The sequence below is a fragment of the Pontibacter sp. LHS1 genome (assembly GCF_058932855.1).
In genome coordinates this window covers 274,281-300,456 of record NZ_JBZYWF010000004.1, presented here as the reverse complement: position 1 = coordinate 300,456, position 26,176 = coordinate 274,281, and the positions used below count along the sequence as shown (strand labels likewise).

30 protein-coding genes are annotated in these 26,176 nt (G+C 49.9%); all 30 read right to left on the bottom strand.

Going from position 1 to position 26,176, the window contains the following annotated elements:
- Position 1 precedes the first annotated feature (1 nt).
- The 30 genes from mrdA to AC5FXQ_RS10525 all read right to left on the bottom strand — a co-directional run bounded on the left by mrdA (position 2) and on the right by AC5FXQ_RS10525 (position 26,046).
- Positions 2–1,831, bottom strand: a complete 1,830-nt coding sequence (gene mrdA, locus AC5FXQ_RS10670; RefSeq protein ID WP_493602416.1) for a penicillin-binding protein 2 — start codon at positions 1,829–1,831, stop codon at positions 2–4.
- A complete protein-coding gene (locus AC5FXQ_RS10665) occupies positions 1,828–2,352 on the bottom strand; it encodes a hypothetical protein (protein ID WP_493602415.1) in 525 nt (174 codons plus the stop codon). Before AC5FXQ_RS10665 ends, mrdA begins: the two co-directional genes overlap by 4 nt.
- Entirely contained in the window at positions 2,345–3,208 is an 864-nt protein-coding gene (mreC, locus tag AC5FXQ_RS10660; RefSeq protein ID WP_493602414.1) for a rod shape-determining protein MreC, read from the bottom strand. Before mreC ends, AC5FXQ_RS10665 begins: the two co-directional genes overlap by 8 nt.
- Before the next feature lie 9 nt (positions 3,209–3,217).
- Positions 3,218–4,243 carry a rod shape-determining protein gene (locus AC5FXQ_RS10655; RefSeq protein ID WP_007652384.1) on the bottom strand — a complete coding sequence of 342 codons (1,026 nt, stop codon included), beginning with the start codon at positions 4,241–4,243 and terminating at the stop codon, positions 3,218–3,220.
- A 336-nt stretch (positions 4,244–4,579) separates the two neighbouring features.
- Positions 4,580–6,103 (bottom strand): bifunctional phosphoribosylaminoimidazolecarboxamide formyltransferase/IMP cyclohydrolase, encoded by a 1,524-nt coding sequence (gene purH / locus AC5FXQ_RS10650; protein WP_493602413.1) that lies wholly within the window; start codon positions 6,101–6,103, stop codon positions 4,580–4,582.
- 78 nt (positions 6,104–6,181) lie between these two features.
- Positions 6,182–6,769 (bottom strand): phosphoribosylglycinamide formyltransferase, encoded by a 588-nt coding sequence (gene purN / locus AC5FXQ_RS10645; RefSeq protein WP_493602412.1) that lies wholly within the window; start codon positions 6,767–6,769, stop codon positions 6,182–6,184.
- Positions 6,770–6,850: 81 nt separating this feature from the next.
- Positions 6,851–7,306, bottom strand: a complete 456-nt coding sequence (locus tag AC5FXQ_RS10640; protein WP_493602411.1) for a DUF1801 domain-containing protein — start codon at positions 7,304–7,306, stop codon at positions 6,851–6,853.
- Between the two features lie 50 nt (positions 7,307–7,356).
- The gene (locus tag AC5FXQ_RS10635) at positions 7,357–7,896 is read right to left on the bottom strand and encodes a DUF1697 domain-containing protein (protein ID WP_493602410.1); all 540 of its coding nucleotides are present in this window, start codon (positions 7,894–7,896) and stop codon (positions 7,357–7,359) included.
- A gap of 29 nt (positions 7,897–7,925) precedes the next feature.
- Complete coding sequence (locus tag AC5FXQ_RS10630; RefSeq protein ID WP_493602409.1) at positions 7,926–8,342, bottom strand: hypothetical protein; 417 nt, start codon at positions 8,340–8,342, stop codon at positions 7,926–7,928.
- A gap of 93 nt (positions 8,343–8,435) precedes the next feature.
- Positions 8,436–8,939: a PaaI family thioesterase gene (locus AC5FXQ_RS10625; RefSeq protein WP_493602408.1), complete on the bottom strand. Its 504-nt coding sequence runs from the start codon at positions 8,937–8,939 to the stop codon at positions 8,436–8,438.
- Positions 8,940–8,994: 55 nt separating this feature from the next.
- On the bottom strand, positions 8,995–9,438 hold the full coding sequence (locus AC5FXQ_RS10620) for a Fur family transcriptional regulator (RefSeq protein ID WP_493602407.1): 444 nt from the start codon (positions 9,436–9,438) through the stop codon (positions 8,995–8,997).
- A 150-nt stretch (positions 9,439–9,588) separates the two neighbouring features.
- Positions 9,589–10,434: a geranylgeranylglycerol-phosphate geranylgeranyltransferase gene (locus AC5FXQ_RS10615; RefSeq protein WP_493602406.1), complete on the bottom strand. Its 846-nt coding sequence runs from the start codon at positions 10,432–10,434 to the stop codon at positions 9,589–9,591.
- A gap of 114 nt (positions 10,435–10,548) precedes the next feature.
- Positions 10,549–10,743 (bottom strand): cold-shock protein, encoded by a 195-nt coding sequence (locus AC5FXQ_RS10610; protein ID WP_007652369.1) that lies wholly within the window; start codon positions 10,741–10,743, stop codon positions 10,549–10,551.
- A 118-nt stretch (positions 10,744–10,861) separates the two neighbouring features.
- Positions 10,862–11,359 carry a KdsC family phosphatase gene (locus AC5FXQ_RS10605; protein WP_493602405.1) on the bottom strand — a complete coding sequence of 166 codons (498 nt, stop codon included), beginning with the start codon at positions 11,357–11,359 and terminating at the stop codon, positions 10,862–10,864.
- Between the two features lie 92 nt (positions 11,360–11,451).
- Positions 11,452–11,694: a Fe-S cluster assembly protein IscX gene (gene iscX / locus AC5FXQ_RS10600; RefSeq protein WP_007652365.1), complete on the bottom strand. Its 243-nt coding sequence runs from the start codon at positions 11,692–11,694 to the stop codon at positions 11,452–11,454.
- Positions 11,695–11,760: 66 nt separating this feature from the next.
- A complete protein-coding gene (locus AC5FXQ_RS10595) occupies positions 11,761–12,090 on the bottom strand; it encodes a 2Fe-2S iron-sulfur cluster-binding protein (protein WP_007652363.1) in 330 nt (109 codons plus the stop codon).
- Between the two features lie 110 nt (positions 12,091–12,200).
- Complete coding sequence (locus AC5FXQ_RS10590) at positions 12,201–12,980, bottom strand: Rossmann-like and DUF2520 domain-containing protein (RefSeq protein ID WP_493602404.1); 780 nt, start codon at positions 12,978–12,980, stop codon at positions 12,201–12,203.
- On the bottom strand, positions 12,977–14,122 hold the full coding sequence (locus tag AC5FXQ_RS10585; protein ID WP_493602403.1) for a glycosyltransferase family 61 protein: 1,146 nt from the start codon (positions 14,120–14,122) through the stop codon (positions 12,977–12,979). Before AC5FXQ_RS10585 ends, AC5FXQ_RS10590 begins: the two co-directional genes overlap by 4 nt.
- 7 nt (positions 14,123–14,129) lie before the next feature.
- Positions 14,130–15,047 carry an O-fucosyltransferase family protein gene (locus tag AC5FXQ_RS10580; protein ID WP_493602402.1) on the bottom strand — a complete coding sequence of 306 codons (918 nt, stop codon included), beginning with the start codon at positions 15,045–15,047 and terminating at the stop codon, positions 14,130–14,132.
- Between the two features lie 126 nt (positions 15,048–15,173).
- Positions 15,174–17,771 carry a cytochrome c biogenesis protein CcsA gene (ccsA, locus tag AC5FXQ_RS10575; RefSeq protein WP_493602401.1) on the bottom strand — a complete coding sequence of 866 codons (2,598 nt, stop codon included), beginning with the start codon at positions 17,769–17,771 and terminating at the stop codon, positions 15,174–15,176.
- A 94-nt stretch (positions 17,772–17,865) separates the two neighbouring features.
- Positions 17,866–18,291 carry a cytochrome c maturation protein CcmE domain-containing protein gene (locus AC5FXQ_RS10570; protein WP_493602400.1) on the bottom strand — a complete coding sequence of 142 codons (426 nt, stop codon included), beginning with the start codon at positions 18,289–18,291 and terminating at the stop codon, positions 17,866–17,868.
- A gap of 114 nt (positions 18,292–18,405) precedes the next feature.
- The gene (locus AC5FXQ_RS10565; RefSeq protein ID WP_493602399.1) at positions 18,406–18,681 is read right to left on the bottom strand and encodes a CcmD family protein; all 276 of its coding nucleotides are present in this window, start codon (positions 18,679–18,681) and stop codon (positions 18,406–18,408) included.
- On the bottom strand, positions 18,668–19,333 hold the full coding sequence (gene ccsA / locus AC5FXQ_RS10560) for a cytochrome c biogenesis protein CcsA (protein WP_493602398.1): 666 nt from the start codon (positions 19,331–19,333) through the stop codon (positions 18,668–18,670). Before ccsA (AC5FXQ_RS10560) ends, AC5FXQ_RS10565 begins: the two co-directional genes overlap by 14 nt.
- Positions 19,334–19,517: 184 nt before the next feature.
- Positions 19,518–20,159, bottom strand: a complete 642-nt coding sequence (locus tag AC5FXQ_RS10555; protein WP_493602509.1) for a heme exporter protein CcmB — start codon at positions 20,157–20,159, stop codon at positions 19,518–19,520.
- Positions 20,160–20,453: 294 nt separating this feature from the next.
- Entirely contained in the window at positions 20,454–21,128 is a 675-nt protein-coding gene (gene phoU / locus AC5FXQ_RS10550) for a phosphate signaling complex protein PhoU (RefSeq protein WP_493602397.1), read from the bottom strand.
- Between the two features lie 58 nt (positions 21,129–21,186).
- Entirely contained in the window at positions 21,187–21,951 is a 765-nt protein-coding gene (pstB, locus tag AC5FXQ_RS10545) for a phosphate ABC transporter ATP-binding protein PstB (protein WP_493602396.1), read from the bottom strand.
- A gap of 10 nt (positions 21,952–21,961) precedes the next feature.
- Positions 21,962–22,819, bottom strand: a complete 858-nt coding sequence (gene pstA, locus AC5FXQ_RS10540) for a phosphate ABC transporter permease PstA (RefSeq protein ID WP_493602395.1) — start codon at positions 22,817–22,819, stop codon at positions 21,962–21,964.
- Positions 22,812–23,687, bottom strand: a complete 876-nt coding sequence (gene pstC, locus AC5FXQ_RS10535) for a phosphate ABC transporter permease subunit PstC (RefSeq protein ID WP_076420999.1) — start codon at positions 23,685–23,687, stop codon at positions 22,812–22,814. The genes pstA and pstC overlap by 8 nt, the downstream gene beginning before the upstream one ends.
- Positions 23,688–23,759: 72 nt before the next feature.
- Positions 23,760–24,758 (bottom strand): PstS family phosphate ABC transporter substrate-binding protein, encoded by a 999-nt coding sequence (locus AC5FXQ_RS10530; protein WP_493602394.1) that lies wholly within the window; start codon positions 24,756–24,758, stop codon positions 23,760–23,762.
- 100 nt (positions 24,759–24,858) lie between these two features.
- Positions 24,859–26,046 carry a porin gene (locus tag AC5FXQ_RS10525; protein WP_493602393.1) on the bottom strand — a complete coding sequence of 396 codons (1,188 nt, stop codon included), beginning with the start codon at positions 26,044–26,046 and terminating at the stop codon, positions 24,859–24,861.
- Positions 26,047–26,176: the final 130 nt, after the last annotated feature.

Here is a 26,176-nt window from a genome sequence, read left to right as displayed (position 1 = left end):
CTTACTTCGATTTAATGTTCAAGTACTCACGGCTCAACACCCATTTCTCCTGCTCCTTGATCGTCACGGTGTCCGTCAGGTACTTCTCGATCATCAGACCGGCAATAGGCGCCGCCGACTGACCTCCCCACTTGCCGTGCTCCACATATACAGCAATCGCAATCTTGGGGTCTTCCATAGGGGCAAAGGCCACAAACACAGCGTGGTCAGGACCTTGCGGGTTCTGGGCTGTACCTGTCTTGCCGCACACGGTTATACCTACCTTAGATAAGTTGGCGCGACGGGCCGTACCGGCACGCACTACTTCGGCCATACCTTCTATGATCGGGTCGAAGTGCTGAGGCTTAACAGAGGTATAGTGGCGCTGGTAGTTTTCTGCCAAAGGCTTGCCGTCCTCGCCAATTGAGCGGATCAGGTGCGGGGTCACGTAGTAGCCCTTATTGGCGACAATGGCCATAAAGTTGGCCATCTGCAGTGGTGTTACACCTAGTTCACCCTGGCCGATGCTGAGCGAGTAAATGGTAGAGTATTTCCAGCGGTTCTTGCCATACACACGGTCATACAGATCTGTGGAGGCAATGATACCTGACTTCTCTCCAGGTATGTCAATTCCCAGCTTCTTGCCGAAGCCAAAGGTGAGCACGTGCTCGCGCCAGTCCTTCAGACCAAGAGAAGTATCAGTAAAGGTATTTTTGGACTTACCCTGGTTAATCAGCGCCTTGTAAGCCTGGAAGAACCACGGGTTGCAGGAGTGCTGCACGGCACCGCGCAAGTCGAGTGGCGATGGGTGCGGGTGGCAGTTTACAAGCGACTTATTGCAAGCGTAGGTTGTATTAGGGTTTATCACGCCATCTTCCAGCGCAATAAGGGCCTGTGTAAGTTTAAAGATGGAGCCCGGCGGGTTACGATCAGCCATGATCGGTCGGTTGAACATGGTCTTGTCCGGGTCCTGCAGCAGTTGCATGTAGTTCTTGCCGTAGTCCTTGCCGGTGAATAGGTTCGGGTCGTAAAAGGGTGCTGAAATGTAAGCCAGGATCTCGCCGGTCTTTGGCTCAATAGCTACAATACTGCCTTTCGCACCGTTCATCAGGTGCTCGCCGTAGGCCTGCAGGTCCAGATCGATGGTGCTCACCATGTTCTGGCCAGCCACAGAGAGGGTGTCATAAGCCCCATCCTTAAAAGAGCCTTTGTCGATGCCGCGCACGTTCACCATCTTGTATTTGACGCCGCGTTTGCCCATCAGGTACTTTTCGTAGGCCATCTCTATACCTGCCTTGCCGATGTAGTCGCCGGGGCGGTAGCCTGCGTAAGTGCTGTCCTCAAGCTGTTTGGGGCTGATCTCGGCAATATAGCCAAGCGCATGGCCCAGGCTTTGGTGCGGATAGCCGCGTGCCGTACGGGCATTGATGTAAAAGCCGGGAAAGTCGATCAAGTTGTCCTGAATATGCGCAAAGTCTTCTGTGCTCAGCATCTGTTGGAAGATAGAAGGCTTCACCCAAGAGTAGGCGCGGGCTTTTTTGAAGCGCTCACGGGCGTCCTCCAGCGTAATGTCGAGCATGCTGGCCAGGCGCAGCGTGTCGATGTTGCGGGCCTCTTTGGGCACGATCATCAGGTCGTACACGGGCGTGTTCTGCACCAGCAGATCGCCGTTACGGTCGTAGATCAGCCCCCGGAAAGGATATTGGATAACCGTCTTGATAGCGTTGGTTTCGGCAGCTTGCTTGTAACTGCTATCCACCACCTGGATGTAGAACAGGCGCAGCGCGTAGACGATGCCTACTACCAGGAATATCGCTTGTATGACGTACTTTCTGTTTTCGAGATAATTCATCTATTCGCTCTCTTAAGGGAGAAGAACAGTAACTGTAGGATAACCATAACCACACCTGTAAACAACACGCTCAGTAAAATCTTAGGCACTGCGGCCGATAGTCCCTCCAGGCTGAAAATTTCCAGCAGGAATACGGCCGTGTGGTGCGCCAGAATCAGGGTAAGCGCATAAGCCAGAAACCAGCGCCAGCCCATCACATGTATGTTCACCGAATCATTGGTATCGTAACCATCACGTGGTGTGAGAAGGTTCAAAATGAAGGGCCTTAAATAAGCCAGCAACACACTTGCCGCGGCGTGTATGCCCATAGTGTCGTAGAAAATATCCACCGCAAATCCGGCTGTAAAGCCCAGGAAGAGCAGCAGCACACGGTTCATGTTGATCGGCAGGAACAGCAGGAAAGCAATGTAAATAAAGCTGAAGCCGGTACCGAAAAGCACCAGGCTGTCCATGAGCAGTATTTGCAAAGCCACAAATACGATGAACTGCACGATATGTCTTATACCTAAGCTGCTATTCATGGGGGAGTATACCTGCTTCTGCTTCTAATGAATCCTGTTCCGGTCGGCGTGGGTTTTCAACCACATACACATAGGAAAGCTGCGCAAAGTCAACGGCCAGTTTTACCCGAATGGTATAAAAACTCTTATCAAGCTCGCGTTCCACCTCGCTGATCGTGCCCACCATGATGCCTTCCGGGAAAACGGTGTTATAGCCACTGGTCACCACGGTATCACCTATTTCCGGCTTGATGTGCAGCGGGATATAGTCGAGCAGGGCGGTGCGGTAGTCGCCGCCGGTCCACTTGATGGTGCCGAAGGTGTTATTTTTCTTGATCTTGGCCGAGATCAGCATTTGCGAGTGCAGCAGCGATGTCACCGTCGCATAGTGCCGCGACACAGTTTTCACACGCCCTACGGCACCGTTCGGGGAAATGACGCCCATACCCGGCTTCACGCCATCCAGACTACCTGCAGCGAGTGTCAGGTAGTTGTTGGTGCGGCGCACCGAGTTATTGATCACCCGACCGGCATGTAAAATAAAGGGCTCCGACTTGGAGGAGTCGGAAACGGCGTAGTAGGTTGTGTCGAGCTGGTCGGTGCTGTCCGCATCGGCCTCCTGTCTGTAGTGCATCAGCTGCTGGCGCAGGACGGCATTCTCCTGTGCCAGCGTGCTGTTAACAGACGCCAGCCGGAAGTAGTCGGTCACACCACTCTGAAACTCCAATACACGCCCTACATAGGTGTTGGCTGAGTTGAACATAGCAGCCCCCTGGTACGTGTTGTAGCGCACGATCAGGAAAATGCACAGCGCCTCCAGCAGCACGAATATAAGGAACGCACGGAACCGGTAAATAAATGCAAATAGATTCCGCATGCGCTACTACTAGGTCAGCAGGACGTTCTTGAAGCCTTCTAAGTTTTTGATAGCCGCACCTGTGCCGCGTACAACCGCTCTAAGCGGGTCTTCGGCAATGTGGATCGGCAGTTTAGTTTTGGCAGCCAGACGCTTGTCGAAGCCGCGCAGCAGGGCACCACCGCCCGTCAGGTGGATGCCATTGTCGTAGATGTCAGCAGACAGCTCCGGCGGCGCGATCTCGAGCGCCTTCAGTACCGCCTCCTCAATCTTAGAAACAGACTTGTCCAGCGCAATCGCGATCTCCTGGTAAGTTACCTTGATAACCTTTGGTATACCTGTCATCAGGTCACGGCCACGAATTTCGTAGTCAGCAGGTGGGTTTTCGAGCTCCGTCAAAGCAGAGCCAACCTCGATCTTGATCTTCTCGGCAGAACGCTCACCGATCAGCAGGTTGTGCTGGCGGCGCATGTAGTCGAGAATGTCTTTGGTGAACACGTCGCCGGCAATGCGGATAGACTGGTCGCACACGATACCCGAAAGGGCCACCACGGCGATCTCCGTTGTGCCACCCCCGATGTCCACGATCATGGAACCGATCGGTTGCTCCACGTCGATGCCTATACCTATCGCGGCAGCCATTGGCTCCTGGATCATCCATACCTCTTTGGCACCGGCATGCTGGGCGGAGTCACGCACAGCACGTTTCTCCACCTCCGTTATACCTGAAGGTATACAGATTACCATGCGGTGCGAAGGCTGGAACAAGCGACGACCTGTGTCGATCATCTTGATCATGCCACGGATCATTTCCTCGGCAGCGTGGAAGTCGGCGATCACACCGTCTTTCAGCGGACGGATGGTCTTGATGTTTTCGTGGGTTTTTTCGTGCATCTGCATGGCGTTTCGGCCAATGGCGAGTACACGGCCCGTGGTGCGGTCCACGGCGATGATAGACGGCTCGTCCACCACAATCTTATCGTTATGAATGATAAGGGTATTGGCGGTACCCAAATCAATGGCTATATCGCTGGTAAGAAAGTTAAATAGTCCCATTCTTATTTTGTAAAGGCGTGCGGCTGCCCGTTATATTTTTAATATACAATATTTCTTGTCGAAAACTAGCGGCAAAATTAGTGATTTTCAGCGGAATTAATAATGCTGGTGAAGAAGAGGTATAAGTTTTAATTTTTTTCTAAGCCATTTTACATACAATTTCTACATACTGCTCCTGATAACGCTTCTGTCAGGATAAAAATTGGATAAAGTTTTATGCAGGAAGTGGTTTTTGATGGCTGCTTATTGAGTGGCAAGAAGATAGATGCGGCTGAGAGTCAATAAAAAAGCCTCACCCGGTTAGGGTGAGGCTTCCGGTAGTGCGTGAGCTATAACTTAGTGCTTGAAGTGACGCACACCAGTCATGACCATCGCCATGTTGTGGGCGTCGCAGTAGTTGATCGAGTCCTGGTCTTTGATAGAGCCACCCGGCTGTACCACTGCCTTTATACCTGCCTGGTCGGCGATCTCCACACAGTCGGGGAAAGGGAAGAAAGCGTCAGAGGCCATCACCGTATTGCTGATGTCGAAGCCGAAACCTTTGGCCTTCTCGATGGCCTGACGCAGGGCATCTACGCGAGAGGTCTGGCCTACGCCGCTGGAGATCATCATCTTGTCTGTAGCCAGCACAATGGTGTTAGACTTGGTGTGCTTGCAAACCTTGGCAGCAAATACCAACGCTTTTTTCTCTTCAGCAGATGGCTCACGTTTGGTCACTGTTCTGAAGTCGGCTTCAGTCTCGGTTTTCAAGTCTTTGTCCTGCTCGATTACACCGTTCAGCAGCGTTTTGAACTGCTTGGCTGGCAGCTCTACCGGTTTCTGCTTGAGCAGGATGCGGTTTTTCTTGGTACGCAGCAGCTCTAAAGCATCAGCATCGAAATCAGGTGCAATCAGTACTTCAAAGAACAGCTTGTTCAGCTCTTCTGCAGCGCCCATATCGATGGGACGGTTGGCGATAATCACACCACCGAAGGCAGACACAGGATCTGTTGAGAGTGCATTCAGGTAGGCTTCTTTGATCGTCTCACCGGTAGCGCAACCGCAGGCGTTGGTGTGCTTCAAGATAGCAACAGCTGGTTCTTCGAACTCTGCGCCCAACGCCACGGCAGCGTCCACGTCCACGAGGTTGTTGTAAGAAAGCTGCTTGCCATTGAGCTGCTCAAACAGGTCTTCGAGCTTGCCGTAGAAAGTGCCCTGCTGGTGTGGGTTCTCGCCGTAGCGCAGCGGGGTAGCTTCACGCACGCTCTGCTTAAACACGTTGATATCCTGCTCTTTGCTGAGGTAGTTGAAAATGTGTGTGTCGTAGTTAGAAGAAATATCAAACGCCTTAGCTGCAAAACGCTTGCGGTCTGCCAGCTCAGTAGCGCCATCCTTTTCTCTAAGCAATTCTACCACCTCGTCGTACTGCTCGCGCGAAGACACGATCAGCACGTCCTGGAAGTTTTTGGCTGCCGCCCTGATCAGGGAAATGCCGCCGATGTCAATTTTCTCGATCACATCCGCCTCTGACGCGCCTGATGCCACGGTTTCCTCAAATGGGTATAGGTCCACCACTACCAGGTCGATCGGCGGAATCTCGTACTGCTCACGCTCGGCCAGGTCGCTCTCGTTGGCGCGGCGGTGCAGGATGCCACCAAATACTTTCGGGTGCAATGTCTTCACACGGCCTCCGAAGATGGAAGGGTAGGCTGTCAGGTCTTCCACGGCTACTACGTCAGCGCCCTGCTCTTCCAGAAAGGCTTGCGTGCCGCCAGTAGAGTAGATGGTCACGTTGTGCTGCTTCAGGAGCTCTACCAGTGGTTCGAGACGGTCTTTGTAATAAACCGAGATAAGTGCGGATTTGATTTTAACAGATTGCATAGGGTATGGGCTGTTTTTTTATGTGCTAATTCTAATGTGTTCACTTGCTGATGCTCGTACAGCGTATCTTTAACCGCGTTATAGCTTCTCAAGTAAGAGCTTCTCCACTACCTCTGGCAAGTACTTGTGCTCGAGCTGCAGTACACGGGCGGCCAGTGTCTCAGGAGTGTCGTCTGGCAGTACCGGGCAGCGTTCCTGCAGCACAAACTCACCTTTGTCGTACTCCTCGTTCACGCGGTGGATGGTTATACCTGATTCCTTGTCGCCCGCTGTAACAACGGCCGTGTGCACATTGAGGCCGTGCATGCCTTTACCGCCGTACTGGGGCAACAGGGCAGGGTGAATGTTAATAATGCGATCCGGGAAAGCCTGTAGGAAGTTCTGCGGCACGAGCCACAGGAAACCAGCCAGCACGATCAGGTCAGGTTCGAAAGACTGTACCTGCTCCAGTACCTTGCCGGTGTTGTAAAACTCGTCGCGGGAAAATAAAAAAGCCGGGACGTGGAAGGTCTCGGCTCGTTTGAGGGCATACGCTTTCGGGTTGTTGGCGAACAGGGCGGCCACACGAATCTCCGGGTGGTGCTCGAAGTACTCCATCAGGCGCTGTGCATTGCTGCCCGAACCCGAAGCAAAAATGACTATATTCTTTTTAGCTGCTCGTTCCAAAGTAAGGCTTTGTAATGAAGCTGCAAATATAGCGGGTTTGGGTATACAAGCCAGCAAAAGAACGCAGAAAAGGTATGGCTTTTATCGCTTAAGCACGCGTTCGTATAGCTCAATCCACTCCTGCGGCGCCATCTTCGAGGCCAGTTCCCCGATCAATGCCAGCGGCACATGCTCCGGCTTTTTGAAACGGATGCAGCTTTTGCCCATGTCGAGCTTGAATTTGCTGTGCCTGGTATACGCTTCCTTAAACCAATTCAGCAAAGCTTCATCGGCGTAGATGCCCATGTGGTAAACGGCGATATGGTTCTTCTGCGAAGCGATGCCCATAAAAGGCAGCGGCTGCTTTGGGTCGCAATGGTAGCCGGCTGGGTATAAGGTATGGGGAACGGCATAGCCTAACATGCCATAGCCCATCACTTCTTCGAAGCCAGCGGGTATATGATCGAGAATTACAGCTCTTAAGTCAGCCATGATTTGCTGCCGCTCTTCAGGCAGTTCGGTCAGGTATAGCTCGGGTGTTGGGGCAGTAGATTGCATATTGATTTTGTTGCTTATCGCGTTTATAGGTTTCCTTGCCTGTGCTCAACTTATGCCTCTTCAGCCCATGCAATCATTTTGGTTATGGTATTGAAATTCCGTGTAGTGGCCGCTACCCTAAGCTTTCGCTCCAGAAAATTATTGCTAAGCTTGCTGTCGCTGTAGGCTTGGGGTATATACATATAGCCTGCTGTGGACTCAAGGCTGAGTTTCTCCGGCGCAAAGTCGTGTGCAAGTAACGCCTGTACCTTTTCCTCAGGCGGCGACTCCTGAAAAGACACAAAAAACACCCGTGTTATGAGGTATTCATCTCCCTGAAACGGGTTATTGTCGAGCATTTGTCTGAGCTCATCACTTGTTCTTACCACGATGGCCAGTTCCGGCCCAATGTGCTCTTTTATCAGCTGATGCACCCTCACCTCTAGTTCCTTAGCCGATAGATCGCTTTGGAGCACGACATTGCCACTTTGAATCCAGGTACGGACCTGCTGAAAGCCGGCATCAGCCAGCACCTGCCGGAGCTGCGCCATCGGTACTCTGTTTTTCCCGGTAGGCATCACACCTCTGAGCAGCACAATGTATGTCTTCATTTTGACAGGAGAGAATATAAGTGAAGGTGCTATTTTACCTGAATCTGCTTCTCGGTAAAGAAAGCACGGAGCTCTTCGGCCGCCGGAGCAACTCTGCTAATACGCCTTTTCTTGCCGCTGCTCAGCTTCAAATCAAGAAATCTGTTGCCGTTCCGCTCTTTAAAAATAGCGGATACGATTTCCTGCAAATCAACTTCGCTTTTGGTAGTTCGGAATAAGATGTATGCCAAACTTATTAAATGTCCCGCACCAATAATCAAACCAGTCCAAAGCAGGAACTGATCGCCCGTTTGCAAGTACCGGAGCACAGAGGCAGTGCCATAGAACGCCCACAGAGCTGATGAAACAATCGCACGGATATGCTCCCGTTTTGCCTTGTCACGAATCGTGATTTTATTATCGGCTAAAATAATTTCACCTTTTTCTAGTCGCAAGAGTCTCTCCATGTGGATGTGATATTAGAGCTCAAAAGATGCTGTTCTTAAATTAAAGATTAAATGTGTGAAAAAGAAACAATGCCAACTGACCAATAATAAGCGCTATACCTTGCTCTTCGCTTTCAGTGACCATGTGAATCGAAATTCGGCCACTTTGTCCCCCTCCAGATCGGTGCCAATGCTGGTGGCTACTACAGTTACACCGGCGCCTGTGGCCTTTGTCTGATCTGCAGCTGCCTTTATACTTGGTCCGTCTTCGCAGGTGAACGTAATTTTTCCTACTGCCTTTTTCGAGAAATCCCCTTCCATGTGCACCACCAGCATCGACACGGCAGGATCCGATTTGTATGTCTGCGCCATGCAAAGCAAACCTGTCGAAAGCTCCGCTGCCATACTAAGACTGGCGAAGTAGATAGAGCCGAAAGGGTTTTTGTTGAGGTACTTGTATGGAATCGTCACTTCAGCCCGCTCCTCCGAAATGGAGCGCACCCGCAGATCGGCCATGTAAGCCATGGGCAGCTTGGCTAGCATGAACAGCCGCAGCTTATTAGGGGATGTGGCCAGTTGGCGGAACTGGTCGGCAGTGGTTAGGGTAGGTGCAGCCATAACAAGAGTCATTTAAAGGTTTTGCATACGGATAACGGGTCACCAGGTATGGCCCCTATACGCTTGCCAGTTGTTCTGCTGGCTGCAGCACGCATTTATCACACACACCTTGCACGCAGAACCGAAATTCCTCTACCTGATACCCCTCTGGCATTCGTAGTGTAGGTACATATACCTCGTTCAGACAATACGTATGCCCGCAGGCGGTACAACTGAAGTGGATATGATCATGCTGATGCCGGTGCCTGTTGCAGGCCTGCTGGCAAAGTGCATAGCGCGTAATGCCATCGGTGCTGGGTATGCTGTGCAGCAGACCGTGCTCCTTAAATGAATGCAGAGTACGGTACAGCGTTACCCGGTCAAACTGTGGGCCAAGCTGCTGCTCAATGGCGGCATGTGCCAGCGCATGGCGATGCTCAAGAAACAATCGAAGCACCTCTATACGGCACTTCGTCTTACGAAGCCCATAGGCCTCGAGTAACTGGTGAAGTTTGTTCATAAGGTAAGGTAGGTTCGGGTACAGGTATTCGTTGCACAGGCAATCGAACTATGTAAATAACAAAAAGCAGATCTAAAACGCAAGACCTAAGCGGCTGACAATCTGCTGCCTTAAGAGGATGCCTGGGTATGGCTGGAAGGAGAACCTAGTCTAATTGATCAAAAGCATGGACAGGATGCCGGTCAGCATGATGAACTTGCCCAGGTTGCTCAGGTATGTGAAGTCACGCTTGCGGTCAGCCCGTACCAGCTTTACCGTCATCCAGATACTTGGAAGGAGCACAAGCAGCAGCATGTATACATCAAAGCCTATACCTGTGACGGGGTGGAGGATAACCAGAAGCAGGAAAGCCTGGAAAAGTGCGATGATTGGGTATAGCACATATTTGGCTCGTCGTATACCCAGCACAATTGGTAGTGTCCGGCAGTCAAAAGAAGCATCGCCCCGCACATCTTCCATGTCTTTTATGATCTCCCGGATAAGCGAGATCATAAAAGCAAACACTGCATAGCTGATCGTAATGTTGTTAAGTTTACCCGCATACACTGCTACCAGCAGGAGCATGGAGGCACCTAGAAGCGCGACGACGACATTGCCTACAAGTGGCATTTTTTTGAAGCGTGCCGAGTAGCCCCAGAGTAACAGGACAGCCCCCAAATTAATAAGACCTACCGGAATCGAGAGCCAGAAGCCGAGTGCTATCCCTATAAATGAAAGCACCATATGTGTGAACATGGCTGGTCGGCGCCGTATGCTCTTCCCGACTACCACACGGTCTGGCTTATTGATGGCGTCGATTTTGATATCGTAATAATCGTTGATGATGTAGCCGGCTGCGGCAATGCATACCGTCGAGAGTGTAAGCAGCAGGAAGCCTGACGTGGCTATACCTGAAAAGTTTATACCTGCACTCAGTAAACTAGCCTGTACCAGCGCCTGGCTCAAGATGATGAGCAGGAGGTTGGGAAAACGGACCAGAGACAGAAATTCTTTCAAGACAGGATAACAGGTATAACGGCAGCAAAGTTAAAGCCGGCATGTGGCACTGCAAACAAAGGGCATAAAAAAACCCCTTGCAGGAAGGGGTTTTCTTTGCGGTGTAGAGTAGAATCAGATTCTCTGTACGTTTACCGCATTGATTCCTTTTTTGCCTTCTTGCGTATCGAAAGCTACTCTGTCATGCTGCTGGATCTGCAGGCCGTTCAGGCCTGTCACGTGCACGAAGAAATCCTCATTTGTTTCGTCTTCGGTGATGAACCCGAAGCCTTTTGACTCAATAAAGAACTTTACTTTTCCTGTCTTCATAAAAATGAAAATAAATAATTTTTAAATAAACTGTCTGTAAGATTAAAAAATAATTATATATATGCAAATATTTATGTAAAAGAAATTTGCTATTTGATTAAAGAAAAGTATAATGTGCTTACCAAGTATCCTGCACCTTCATAATTTTTTCAATCAGTTCACGCACAGCACCTTTACCACCATCTTTAGTTGAAATGAATGTGCAGACATCGCGTATGTCATCTGCTGCATCAGCAGGACAGGCTCTCAAGCCGCACCGCTGCATAGCCTCCAGGTCTGGCATGTCATCGCCCATATACGCTACTGTGGCGGGGTGTATACCCTGCATGTACAGGTAGTTTTCCAGCGCTTCCACTTTGTCGTCAGTTCCCAGAAAAATATCTTCGATTTCAAGTTCTTCAAGCCGTACGCGCACTCCGGGCTCGTTCTTTGCGGAGATAATAGCTACATTGTACCCTTGACGTATGGCGTGTTTAATGGCAAAACCGTCTTTGATATTAAAGGCACGAACTTTCTCGCCGTCGGCGAATACATAGAGGAAACCGTCTGTAAGTACACCGTCTACATCAAAAATGAAGGTGTTGATGCAGCTAAGATCTGGTTGTGTGATGGACATAGGATAAAAGAAAAAGGCCCTTTCTGGTGAAAGGACCTTTAAAAATATAGATTTAATTTAATATAACGAATTTTTCAGGGCTGAATATCAGCTTAATCCTGGTTGTCGCGCCACTCGTATACCCAAGCTGCCTGAATCTGCTCCAGGTGGCCTTCGTTAGATTCTTCTCGCTTGCCAACAAAATTCGGCAGCGAAAGTACCCAGTCAAGCAATTCGGTAAAACGAACGCGGTATATCTTTGACTCGTTGAAGTCATCGCCAAACTTCTCGTACAGAGCCATGGCTATGTCCTCGTAGTCATTCCAGTGAATTGGCGGTTCATAATTCTTATCCATGTGTTTATCAGTTATTTGGATGTTCGGTTATGTAATAGGCGGTTTTGCCCTGTGATGGGTGGCTAATTAGTGGCCCAGGAAGTCTTGCGGCGGTATAGTTACGACAACATCTTCGTTGCCCTGCACCACACATTGGCAACCCAGGCGGGAGTTGATGCGCGGGTCCACGGCACGGTCAATGTAATCCTCTTCTTTGTCAGTAATCTCAGGCAGGTCGTCCATGCCCGATTCAATATATACGTGACAGGTGCTGCAGCCACATACGCCGCCGCAGTTGTGCTGCAGTTTGATGTCGTTATTCAGGGCCACGTCCAGCACCGACTCGCCTTCCACCGCCGGGTGAACCTGGTCGGGCGAGCCATCGCTAAACTTAAAGGTTATATTTACAACTTTCATCTGTTTTTCTATTTAAGGTGCAAAGTTATGAAACCCGCCCCCCGATTCAAAGCCGGGCGCTTTATACCTTCTTCGAATAAAACAGCCTGACCGCTGAATAGGTTACAGGATTACTCCTTAGGGTGCTGAACCTGAATGCTTTGGGTGAGCAGTTGGTATACCTGCTGGTAAAGCGGCTGGTCTTGCAGCTGCCTCAGGTGCTCTTCTATCACATTCTGATCGTGACGCACTGCTGGCCCTGTCTGCACATCGAAAGGGTGCTGTTGCGTGGCCTTGGCGATGGTTTCCTGTATGAGGGGCTGGAGCAGCGTATCGGGCAAGTCTGCTTGTTGGAGCAGCTCCCGGCTTATGCCTAGCAAGTGATTTGTAAAGTTGCAGGCAAATACTGCAGCCAGGTGGAGCTGTTTGCGCTTCCCGGAGCCCACCTCGTATACCTTCCCAGATATGCTATTTGCTACCTGTTGCAGGACTTGCAATGTTGTGGGCTGTGTTGCTTCCAAAAGAAGGGGTATAGCCTTAAAATCTACTGCTTTGGACTTAGAAAAAGTCTGCAATGGATAAAATACACCTGCCTGTGCACCAGCTATGCCTTGCAGCGCCTCCAGCGGCTGCGATCCAGAGGTATGAGCTATGATAGCGCCCGCGGGCACCTGCAACTGCGCCGCTACTGAAGCCAGCGCCGCATCAGGCACTGCAACTAAAAACAGCTCAGCGTTAATAGTTCGCATGTCTAAGGAGCCTGTTGCAACTGCCGGAGCCAGCTTACTGGCCAGAGCATCACGGGTAGCCGCAGTAGGGCTGTACACTGCCGCCACCTCATGTCCCGCCGTCTGCAGTGCGCTCCCTAAGTGCCAGGCTACGTTACCCGCTCCGATTAGCGCTGTTCTCATGTGTTTGGTTTAAAGTTCATATCAAGCCATTGCGCTACTTTTGGCAAAGGTACTGTGTAACACTCGAAGTCATCTCCTTGAGAGCCGATAATCGGGGTATATTCAAAGCCCAAGCCTTTGCACAGCAGCATGTAATGGGCCTTCATGATTGTTGCGGGATGGAATTCTAAGACGCAGCATTTCTCAGAAAAGAGGATATTGGTTAGGCCAGCTCCGTGGGAGGAAATAATGGCTTCGGCATCATAAAATAGTTGAATCTGGGACTTGTAGTCTAAATCTTCGGCCCAAATAGTTTCAAAACCGAACCCTACTAAAAGTTGTGTTAGTTCCAACTCATTTAAGATGCGGCGGAGACTCGCTTTAGAGCGGCTGACATAAACACGCTTTTTAGGATTGTCTCGTTTAATTCCGTAACAATTCCAGAGTCTTTCCCTCAACCACTGACTAACTTCTGGCGGCAAGTATGCACTAAACGTCGCAGCTACAAAAGATGGTAGGTAAAAGTTAGTTATTTTGATTTTGTGATGCTTATTGATATACCTGATTTTTATATGGGGGTAATCTTGCAACAAATATTTCAGCATTTGCTTCTGATAAGTTGGCGCTCCACTCCACATCAGAAGTGTGACCGGCTCTTTTACTAATTGTGATATTATATAAACACGCGGCAGACAATCTATCAGCCAGTGCGAAATATTATTGTCAGCCCAATGGCTGTGTTGGATAGTAGTATATACTCCGTCGCGATAAGCGTGTGGGTATAGTAAACTGAAGTCTCTGAAAGCTTTGGTTTCTGTGAGTCTGGTTACACTTGAGGCTGATTCCACAATCAGTTTGTTATTAAGTATAACGGTGCCGGTGTGGCTTAAAAAGGTAACATTTTTCAACTTGAAGATAGAAAGCTCTTTTTGCCTATGCCCTAAAGCAAAATCAGACTCAAAATAGTTGTAAGACGCAGCGCAAGCCTTTAAAAATGCCTTCTCGTTTTCGGTAAATTCAAGTTCATACTCCTCAGTCAGATTGATTTTTTCGCCACGGCCATGTAGGTAAGAAAAGAAGGGGTAATAGTTGAAAAGGCGTAATGCCACGTAGAAGGCACTGTTCATTTTACGCTTAAGTGTCTTAAAGAAAAAAGATGCCATATCTCTCCTAGTTGATTGTAACTTCTTCCACACCTGAAATCTCTGCAGCCACCTGTGAGAAAGAGCTGTAATAGGACCCCAATATTTTTCTAGTATTAGAAAGACAATATAAATCAACCAAGGCTTCCTGTATGCCTTGAACTGAATTTCTGTCATAGCTGCTTTTGGGGAAGGCAATTATTCTATTCGGATATCTCCTTAGCAACTCTTGTTCCGCTGCTGTACAATCTGTGGCTAAGAAAAAGTTTACGTTACTTTTTGCAACTTCATGATCCATCGCACTGATGAACTTCTGTAGAGAACTGTATTTGGTGGCTATTGTGTGGTCAGTGCGGCGTATGTGTACTCCTACCGTATTTGAAAAGTGGTTGCTCAGTTTCGCTATTTGTCTATCAAGTTTATCAATAGGGGGAAAGTTCTCTACATAATTTTGGCCCGCAGATAACTTCCAGGCAGAACATACAAAAGCACTTCCTTTTGTCTGTAGAACGTCTAATATAGGGCTAATATGTGTAAATGACTTTTCCTCATATACCCTCATACTTTGTATATTTTCAGGCTGTATAGCTGAATCGAGCTTAGCTAATGCTCCCTCTATGTTCTCATACCAGATTTCTGAATTAATATTAAGTACAATCTTAGTTAGTGCATACAGACTTTTTTTGCCTAAACTTGATGGTCTAGAACCTGGCAAATAAGGAAACAAAGCTTTCTTGCCTAACCACTGTCTTTCTTCTATAACATCGAAGTTTGACGATAACTTAAATAAGTCACTATAGGTGCAGTTCAGCCATCGGTCCCTACTCCAGAGTACGACGAGCCGTTTCCCAAGCCCTCCAGCCAAGGCAACGGCAGAGTCAATGGCCCGCATTCTGTTACAAAGTCCACCAACAGGTTTGAGGTATAGTTTATCTATGCTGGTCATTAGAGTGACTAAAAGGTAAGCATCTGATATAATTTATATCAAGTTTTGCATAGTTTGGCCATGTAAACAAAATAAGGCAGGCCTTTATACAAAGCCTGCCTTACAAATCTAACATAATTCAACAGCTTACGCCACCTGTGCCTTCCGCTCTTCCTTCACTTTCAGCGTTTTCCCCTCACCACCATTACCTTCTTTATTACGACGAACAATCGCCATCACAAAGCCGATAGACATGATGATAGTGCCGATCCAGAGAATGTTCACGAACGGTTTCTCCATTGCTTTCAGAATGATGTAGTCCTTTTGTGTTACGTTTACGCCGATCTTGAAGCGGTGATTCTCAGTGTCGATGTTCAGGAAGGTGATGCGTATACCCAGGTCTTCAATGACTTCCGGTACGCGGCCCATCATCTGGTCCTTGATCATCAGCACAGGGTGGGCATGGTAATTTTTGCGCTCGCCCATGATTTTCATGGCGGCTTGCACGGCTACGTCACCCTCGGCTAACTGTACGCCCGGCACCTGCTCGATCTGCTCAATGCCGTTGAATACTGCGATATAGTCGTTGATTACGATGGTGTCGCCAGCGGAAAGTTCATACTCCTGCAGTTCGCCCCAGTCCTTTTCTTCGTTCGGGTCTGGCACAGTAGATACGTGGGTGTACAAGTCCTTGCCAGCGAAGTGCTTGATGTCAGGCGAAGCGAGCAGACCCATATTTGGGTTTACCTGTGCTCTTGGGTATAGCACAAAGTTCTCTTTGTCGCTTTCGTAGCTCACTTCGTAGTAAGTGTTCTCCGGAGAAACAAGTTCCAATGTATCGCCTGTTTGGAAGTACACCTTGTCCTTCACCTGAATATTACCACGAGCGATAGCCGTATACATGTCGTCTGTCTGATACAGGAGCTCCTTGTTTACATAACCCGGCACTCCTTTTACTTCCTGAAACTGGCCATGGTAGCTCACCTTGAAGCGGTCCATCTGCACAGGAGTGTTGCGCCAAAGGAGCACATTGTCGCGGTTAATCTCATCCGGGAACTCACGCGAGTAGAGCATGCCAGAGTTGTTCTGTGAGATGATGTTTGAGTAGCCTGAAGAGAACAGAATACCAATCAACATCAGCGCTATGCCTATGTGCGCCACGGCACCACCAGAAAGTGTTACTTTCTTCTGCAACAAGCCAAGTATGATGCTAAAGTTGGCAAACACTGCGAAGAGCGAGACTACGAACAGTAGAATGTAAACCGGGTTATCAAGCTTGAAAGTAAAGACGTCAAACTTGTTAGACAGGATGATCACCAGGCTGGCAAATAATAAAGTCAGCATAATCGGCATGGTGATAGCATCTTTAAAGCTCTTCTTATTCGCTTTTTTCCACCACAGCAGCTGGCCTATACCTGTCAGGATTGCGATGGCTACACCGGCCCACAACTGGAACTTGGTGTAGTGTGCAATCTGATCGGCAGGAAGGGCGGCATTAGACTCTATGCCTATAAAGCCAAGGAAGGAATTATAAACAGGTATAGAAGTCGTTACGAGTACCTGGAAGGCGGCCAGACAAAGCACGGCAGCTCCAATGAATACCCAGAACTCCGCACTATAAGTAGAGAGCTCTTTCTCTGTTGTCGGTATTTTTTTCCAGTTGTATACCAGCAGTCCGATGGCCAATACTGTGAAAGCCATCATGTAGGTGAACAGCTGACCTGACAGACCCAAGTCGGTGAAGGAGTGTACGGAGGCATTGCCCAGAATACCGCTTCGTGTCAAGAAAGTTGCGTAGAGAATGAGGACAAAGGAGGTGATTACCAGGATGAACGTAGCGCGCAGACCTTGCTTGCTGCGGCGATAGGCAATCATCGTATGGATACCGCCTACCAGCACGAGCCACGGAATGTATACTGCGTTCTCCACCGGGTCCCAGTTCCAGTAACCGCCGAAGTTCAGTGTTTCGTAGGCCCAGTAAGCACCCATCATGATACCAATACCTAGCGTCACGGCCGCGAAGTGCGACCATGGCAATGCAGGACGAATCCACTCACTGAACTTGCCTTTCCAAAGACCGGCGATGGCAAAAGCAAAAGGTACAAGCGACGCGGCATAGCCTAAGAACAGGGTCGGAGGGTGAATCACCATCCAGTAGTTCTGCAGCAGCGGGTTCAGTCCAGTGCCGTCAGCTGGCTTAAAGTTCGGGTCCATGGCAAACACCGGAGCGTCGGCCATGAAATCGCGCATGAGAATGAAAGGGGAGGAGCCCAGCTTGAAATCACCGATCACCACACCCAGAATCATGGAAGAGATGAAGATCTGCACGAACGAGAAGATGGCCATCACAGGCGCTTCCCATTGTTTGTTTTTCTTGCCGGCGTTCATCAGCACCACGCCCAGGGCCACGTGCCAGAACATCCAGAGCAGGAATGAACCTTCCTGACCTTCCCAGAAACAGGAGATCATGTAGTGCACCGGCAGGTGATTAGACGAGTGGCTCCAAGCGTAATAGTACTCGTAGCGGTGCTCGTAAATGATGTTGAAAAGGCTGAAGATAATGGCCACGACCGCTATCGCGTGCACATAAAAGGCACCACGTGCCAGTTTGCGCCAAGTGGTATCGCCGCTATCTTCGGTTTTCTGGCGCGCGGCCATAAAATAAGCATAGGAGGCTACAATGGCCGCTACAAAAGCCACAATCACACTCGCGTGGCCAAAGTCTCCGATTAGCGTATTAATCATCTTGATGAGTTAGAAAGTTAAAAAGGTAGAAAGTTAGAAAGTTGAAGAGCTAGGTATGAGAAGTTATCACGCTTCGCTCTCAATTTTAACTTACTTATAGTCCTGCGGTGTTGGTTTGAATTTCGTTCTCCGTGTACTTAGATGGGCACTTAAGGAGAATCTTGTCGGCCACGAATACTTCGTTTTGCATGTTGCCCGTAATCACTACTTGCTCAGAACGCTCGAAATCCTGTGGTTTGGGGTTGAAGTAAACCACACGCTGTTCAAAGCGGTTGGTGTCCACAAGGGTAAATGCAAAATAATTCGGGTCGATCATCGGGTCGTACTGCATGCCCACGATGTGGCCTTGGTCATCTTTCTTAAGGCGGCCTACCACGTGCACTTTAGTGGAGTTACCGTCTTTAGCCAGCTCAATGGCATCGCCAAATGAAACATAGGTGCTCGCGTCGCCTGCCGTGGTCATGATAATGCCAATGGCCATGGCGATAACGATAATGCCGATGATGTGTGACTTTTTCATCTTTATCTGATTATAGATATTCTGTTTCTGTTAGCCTAACACACGATAAGATGTTTTAAATCCATCGCAAATAGGGATATTTATCATTTTTTGCTCTAGTCGGGAAAAAAGAAATTAGCGGTTCACGTACTCGTCTTTCAGCTGTTTTTCCAGGCGGCCTACTTTGCGGTCGAGGGCAATCAGGTAGAACAGCACGCCAGCCAACACAGTGAGCAACACGGCTACCACCACGTATATTTTCCCATCCTGACGCAGGGCGTCGGCCATCTCGATGTTTTGCTGTGGAGCCGAAGAGAACTCTACCATCTGGTCCTGAGCCATGGCCGGATCAAAGGCCAGCAGCATGCCCAGCATAAAAAGGCAAGTGGCCAGTATTCTAAACATTTTCATATAATCGTTGTCTCAGTAATTCAAATCTTGATTTCACGTTCACAATCCAGATGCCCAGCAGTGTCCAGCCCAGCACAGCAGGGTAAAACACTACGCGAAGACTGCTGTCCAGGTCGTAGGCATTAAAGCCGGGATTGCCGCCATTGCCCGGGTGAAGGGAGTCCGTAAGGCGGGGCAGGATGAACAGTAATGGGATAAGGGCTGCGAATGCGAAGATGTTGTATACAGCACTGATACGGGCACGTTGCTGCTGCTCGGCAAAAGAGCTGCGCAGCACGAGGTATGCAAAGTAAATGAGCAGTCCGATAGCCGCACCGTTCTGTTTTGGGTCGTTGCTCCAGTACTCACCCCACGTAAACTTCGCCCATTCCATACCTGTCACGATGCCTAGTACACCGAACAGTATACCTACTTTAGCGGCTTCGTGCGCGATGATGTCATTTTTGATGCTCGGCTTGCGCAGGTATTTAATAGAGTACCACACTGAAACCAGCAGGATCAGAATCATGCCGAACCACATCGGCACGTGGAAGTATAGATTGCGGATAGTTTCGTTGAGGATGGCCAGTCGGGGAACATCCGACAGCATACCCACCGCCACGGTAAACACCAGCAGCAGCACAGTCAGTATTTTCCACCAGTTCTTCTTCATGTTCCTTCTTCTCTTATTAATGATGGGCCTTAGCGTTTGCTTTGGTCCATTTTGCATTTTTATACTTAACAGTTCTGCCGCTCAATTTGTCGCAAACCTGCACCTGAACTGTGTTTAATTTTCGTTGTGTCTGTTAGTTACGCTTTTTTTTGTGTCAGCTATACCTGGGTATTCGGGCTATACCTTACGAACGCCAAAGGTACGGGAACAAAATATAAGAAACAGTGACAACGATCATGTTTATGGCAAGCAAAGTAAGTAGTTCGTCGAGGCTGGCAGCCCGCTCCAATCCATCCATAGCATTTTTGGACATTTTAATCAGCATCAGCAGCATGGGCACAATCACAGGGAAGCTTAGCACCGCCATGAGCGTGCTACTGTTGGCAGCCTTGGAGGCTATACCTGAGATCATGGTGAGCGAAGTTGAAAAGCCAATAGCTCCGAGCAGAATGCTGAGCAAAAACATCGGCATGTCCTCTACCGGATTGCCTAGCACAAAGGCGTAGAAAACGAAGCAAATCAGCGCCAGTACCAGCATAAGGCAGGCGTTGTAAAGAATCTTGGCCAGGATTATACCTTGCGGACTCACTATGGAGTAGAAGTAGAGCAGTCGCCCGCGGTTCTCCTGCATAAAGCTTTTGGCAATGGCATTGACTGAGGTGAACAGCAGGATGATCCAGAACAGGGCATTCCAGACGGGCACTTGCAGGGCATTCGAGCGGAGCCCGAAGCTGAGGTAGCAGACGAACACCGTGCTACTGACGTAGAGCAGCATGCCGTTGAAAGCATACTTCTGCCGCCACTCCAGCAGGAAATCCTTCTGCATTAAGTATATGACTTCTTTGAACAGCACCTTCGTAATTTTGCGCAAAGGTACGACACAAATTGTATAATTGCTAAAGTGGGGGTTGGGGGTATAGGTATAGCGGGCTGGAGCGGGGAAAAGCATTTATACTATGTCTTCTCGACCTACGGGAAAAATCTGGAGTATTAAGATTGCCAATCCAGATTTCTCCCGTAGGTCGAAATGACAGAAAGGGATTGAATTCAGGCTGTTCGTTTCAATAGATAATTTTTTCCACAAACCAACAATTAAGCAATCAACAATTTATCAATTCAACTACTCCTTCTTTTTTTTCTTCTTGCGGTGCTTCACCACCTTCGCTTCACGGTAGAAGATGATTTCCTCAGCCATGTTTGTTACCTGGTCGCCTACTCTTTCAAGCTTCTTAATAATGGAGAGGAGGGCTAAGCCTTCGGGAATCCGGTCGGGGTTGTTTTGTAGGTATTTGCCTATCACCACGTCGGATTTGCGGTATATTTTGTTCAGGGCCTTGTCGCGCTTGATGACTTGCTTGGCCAGTTTAGGGTCCTCGCTCTTGAAGGCGGTACGGCACTCGCTGAACATCACTAAGGCTTCGTCATACATCACCATCACATTAGTCAGCTCTACCAACTCAGGGTCAAAGGGGCGGTCGAGTTTGCAGGCGAAGCGGGCCATCCCTTCGGCGGTGTCGCCGATACGCTCCAGGTTAGTGTTAATTTTAAGAATGGCCAGCACAGTGCGCAGGTCCACCGCTACGGGTGTGAACAGGGCGAAAAAGTTCTCGCACATACGGTCTATCTTGAGGTCGAAGCTGTTGACTTTGCGCTCAAGCTTGATAATGCGCTGCGACAGTTCATGGTCGGCGTTCATCACGGCTTCGCGCCCGCTGGTTAGCTGGTGTTCCACCAAGTCCCACATCTCCAGCAATTTTTCCCGCAGGCGTTCGAGTTCTACATCTATATGAGGCATTCGTGTATCGTTTATTTTGAGTGAGACTTTTTTATACGTGAATCAGGTATAGGAATGCTTAACCGAATCGGCCCGTAATGTAGTTCTGCGTGCGGGTATCTTTCGGACTCGTGAACATGGTTTTGGTTTTGGCGTACTCCACCAACTCGCCCATGTAGAAGAAAGCGGTATGATCGCTCACACGGCCAGCCTGTTGCATGTTGTGCGTCACAATCACGATCGTGTAATCTTTCTTCAACTCATAGATCAGGTCTTCGATTTTAGCGGTAGAAATCGGGTCGAGGGCGGAGGCGGGCTCGTCCATCAGAATCACCGAAGGCTGTATGGCCAGGGCGCGGGCAATGCACAAGCGCTGTTGCTGACCACCTGAAAGCGCCAGTGCCGATTTGTCGAGCTTGTCTTTTACTTCGTTCCAAAGGGCGGCTTGCTGCAGGGATTTTTCGCAGGTTTCCTGCAATAAGGCTTTGTCTTTTATGCCTTGAATTCTGAGACCGTAGACCACATTTTCGTAAATGGTTTTTGGGAAAGGGTTAGGCTTCTGAAATACCATGCCGATTTCCTTGCGGAGCTCATCCACCCGAATGTCCTTGTCGTAAATGTCGCGGCCGTCGAGCAGAATCTGCCCTTCTATGCGGAAGCCGTCAATGTAGTCGTTCATGCGGTTGAAGGTGCGCAGGAACGTGGACTTGCCACAGCCTGACGGACCGATGAAGGCAGTCACGGCCTTTTCCTCCATGGCAATGTTGATGCCTTTGAGCGCATGAAAGTCGCCGTAGTAGGCATCTAGGTTAATGGCTTCTAACTTGCTGTATTTTTTGGTCATGGGTGAAAACTTACCATTTTATTTTCTTTTGCTGACGGTGGCGCAGGTATACCGCAATGCCGTTGAGCAAAAAGGTAATCAATAGGAGAATGATAATGGCCGCCGCCGCATTGGTCAGGAAGGCTGCCTGCGGACGGGAAGTCCAGTTAAATATCTGAATCGGCAGCACCGTGAACTCATCCATTGGCGAACTAGGCACGAACGGCACGTAGGCCAGTGCACCGATGACGATAAGCGGTGCCGCTTCGCCCACCGCCCGTGAGAGTGCCAGAATCACCCCGGTGAGGATGCCGCCAAACGAAGCCGGCAGCACCTGATACCAAACCGTCTGCCACTTTGAAGCACCCAGTGCAAACGAACCGTCACGGATCGTTCGCGGCACGGCTTTGATGGCTTCGCGGGTCGTCACGATGATGATAGGGAGAATCAGCAAGGAAAGGGTAAGAGCCCCTGCCAGCAAAATGCCGCCTAAGTTCATGATGCGCACAAAAAGCTCCAGACCCAGCAAACCATAGATGATGGACGGTACGCCTGCGAGGTTGGCAATGTTAATCTCAAGGAAATTCGAAAGCTTCGTCTTTTTGGCGTACTCCTCGAGGTACACGCCAGCGGCTATACCTAGCGGGAAGGCAATCAGAGCGGATAGCACCAGGATCCAGAGGGTACCTGCCCAGGCGGTAAGTATACCTGCGCGGGCAGCACGGCGGGATGGCAGGCTGGTCAGGAAGTCCCAGTCAATGCGGCCTATACCTTCTATCACAATGTCGATCAGGAAGATGGCCAGCACCACCAGCCCGATGAAGGTACAGAAGATGCCGAACACCTGAAAGGCCTTGTCTTTGAGGCGGTTTTTCTCGGAGTTAGTCATACTTTTCCTGATATTTCTTTTTGATCCAGAAGCTGAGGTTGTTCAGCAGAAACGTGAACACAAACAGCGTCATGCCTGCCGCGAAAATGGTGCGGTACTCCAGCGAACCGTGAGGTACGTCGCCCAAACTCACCTGCACAATGTAGGTGGTAATCGTCTCAATGGGCACCAGCGGATTGAGTGTGAGGCGTGGTTGCTGACCTGCCGCAATGGCCACGATCATAGTCTCGCCTACCGCTCTCGAAATGGCCAGAATCACCGACACCAGTATACCTGACGAAGCAGCTGGGACCATCACCCCAAAGGCGGTTTGCAGTCGGGTAGAGCCCATGCCATAGGCGGCTTCACGCAGAGAGCGGGGCACGGCACTGATGGCGTCTTCACTCAGCGAGGAAATCATCGGGATGATCATAATGCCCATGACTATACCTGCCGACAGGGCGTTGAAACCCGCCAGACCGGGTATAAAACTTTGCAGGAAAGGCGTGACTACGGTCAGGGCGAAGAAGCCATACACGACGGTAGGTATAGTAGCCAGTACTTCCAGCAAGGGCTTGATAAAGGTTTTGAAACGGGCATTGGCATACTCGTTCAGGTAAATGGCGATGGTGAGGCCGATGGGCAGCGCCACCGCGATGGCTATGACGGTAGTCAGGAAAGTACCCGCCACAAGGGGCATGATTCCGAACTTTTTCTCGGCAAACAGCGGCGTCCATTCTTTCTCTGTCAGGAAGCGTACAATGGACACTTCGCTGAAGAACAGCACCGACTCCGAGAGCAATACCCAGATAATGCTGACTGTGATCAGGATGGTGATGGCGGCCGACAGCCAGAGCAAGCCTTCGATAATTTTCTCCTGTACTCTCAAGGTGCGTTTGATTGAAGCGCAGGTATAGCTTTTGTTTTCGCGGGCTATACCTGCGCTGGTTGTTTCAGGAAATTATTGCTGGTTGGTGGCGGTGGCAGCACCCTTTACAAATTGCTCGAACTTCTGTTTTTGCTCGTTGTAGATGTCATCCGGCAGGGCGATATAACCCACTTCCTGCGCCAGTTCACCCGCGTTTTCGAGGTAGAAGTTGATGAAATCCACTACTTCCGGTTTGTCGATGGCTTTGGAGCTAACATACAAGAACAGCGGACGGGAAAGCGGGGCGTAAGAACCATCTTTCACAGTCTCCAGCGATGGCAGAATAGCGCCTGCGCCATTGCTGTCGTTTTCGTCGTTTACAGGTATAGCTTTCAGCTTGCTCTTATTCTCTTCGTAGTAAGCATAGCCAAAGAAGCCCAGCGCCAGCGGGTCGGTAGACACGCCCTGCACCAGCACGTTATCGTCTTCGCTGGCAGTATAGTCACCGCGGCTGGAGTGGCTCTTGCCCACAATGGCTTCAGTGAAGTAGTCGTAGGTGCCAGACTCTACGCCTGCTCCATAGAGGTGAATCTCCTGGTCAGGCCACTCCGGACGAATCTGGTTCCAGCGCTTGATTGTGCCCTGTGCTTCCGGCTCCCAAATTTTCTTCAGTTCAGCCACAGTGATGTCCTGTGCCCAATCATTAGTTGGGTGCACAACCACTGTGAGGCCGTCGTAGGCCACCGAAAGCTGCACATACGAAATGCCGTTTTCGCTTGCAGTCTGCGCTTCGGAAGCGTTCATGGCGCGGGAGGCGTTCACGATGTCAATCTCGCCGCGGGTGAATTTCTTCATGCCGCCGCCTGTGCCCGATACGCCCACGGTCACTTTCACGTCAGGAGCCTCGGCGCGGTACTCTTCGGCCACTGCTTCTGTCACAGGATATACTGTTGATGATCCGTCGATCTGGATAGAGCCTGCCAGGTCGCTGCCGCCTTCCTGGCTATTGCCACCGCAAGATGTTATGGCAAGCGAGGCACCCAGTAGCAGGGCTGTACTAAGTTTAAATCGGGAGAAGCTAAGTTGTAGCATACAATTCGAGTTTGGGGTTATGTGATGCGTCTAATTGGTTGGTTTATGTTGAATTGTACTGTGTAATGCAGGTATACTGATTTGGTAATCAGGTAGTTTTTTACAAGGCTAATTCCATTTGCAGCCTGAATTGGGTTCGGTCTTCGCGGCCAGCTTCCTGTATCAGCGTCAGATCACTCTGTACTTTAAGTGAGTGCCCGACAATATATTTAGACACGCCTAAGGTATACTGGTCCTGATTTCGTAATCCTGTTTCGGCTGTCGGTGTGAAGTCGGTGTAGCGGCCTGCCACTTCCCAGTTACTCGGGAATAGGTAGCCTGCCTGCAAATTCAGGGCGCTGCCTGTCACAAAAGTTTCCTGCACACTACCCAGCTCATCGCGAACCACTACAGGACCGCTAGGGGCCTTTCGGTTTGCGTATTCACCCATGGCCGAGAAACCGCGGTACTTGAACATGGCGTCTACAAACCAAGTGTGCAGGTCACGTGTGTCGCTCAGGAAGTCGCCGAGCTGCGCTTGCTCCCGCACGGCGTTGCTGTTGAAGTCATACGAAGCGGCTAGTGATAACTTGGGCGTTTGCTCCCGCTCTATGTCGCTACCCACATAATCGCCGTCACCTTCAAATGCACCGAATGGCAGTATCTCAAGCCTACCTGTATAGTCGTAACCGCCTGTATTATTCACGGTGATGTCCCGGCCTTCACCCATTGAGATCGATCCGATTTCACGGAATACCACCTGCCCCAGCTGGTGCTCATGGTGTAGCTGCAGACCAGCGTCGCGGTCGAGGTTGAAACGGGAGTTGAGCAAGCTTCGGTCCACGAACTGGAGTTTCTGTGATGAGACCACACGCTCACGGTTGCCAGGCAATTTGGTCTGGCCCACCCACAGTTGCAGGTTCGGGGTGAGGTGCCATTTGGCCACAGCGTCCAATATGATGTTGTCGGCATTGTTCGTCACATCGGGCACGTCGCTGCCGATGTCGCTGTTGCTCAGACCGAGCTCAATCTTGTATTCTAATCTTGGAGAATAAGCAAAGCCGTCGAACTTCAGGCGTGCCCTACGGACCAGGAAGCGGTCATCCCACTCGTTGGTGGCAGGGTTTAGTCCGCCCTGGTAAAGCAGCTGAAAGCGGGCGCCGAGCTTCAGGCTAAAGGAAGAATCAGCCGCGATGAAATGCAGGCCTTTGCCAAACTTACTGTTGTTAACGGTCTGGGCTTGAGTGCTGAAGGTATAGAGGCAGCTGAATAAGAGTACCAAAAGGGTCCCTTTGAGGTTGTGGTTCACGTGCTGTATTAGTTAAGGTGAGAATTAAGCTAATGCCATGCAATTGTTTGTAGTTAAGTCGCGGTAGTCTAAGCCGCTTTTTTCTTGTGTACTCCCGGAACTGTAATGGTTAGTCAGGCCATTGGTGCTG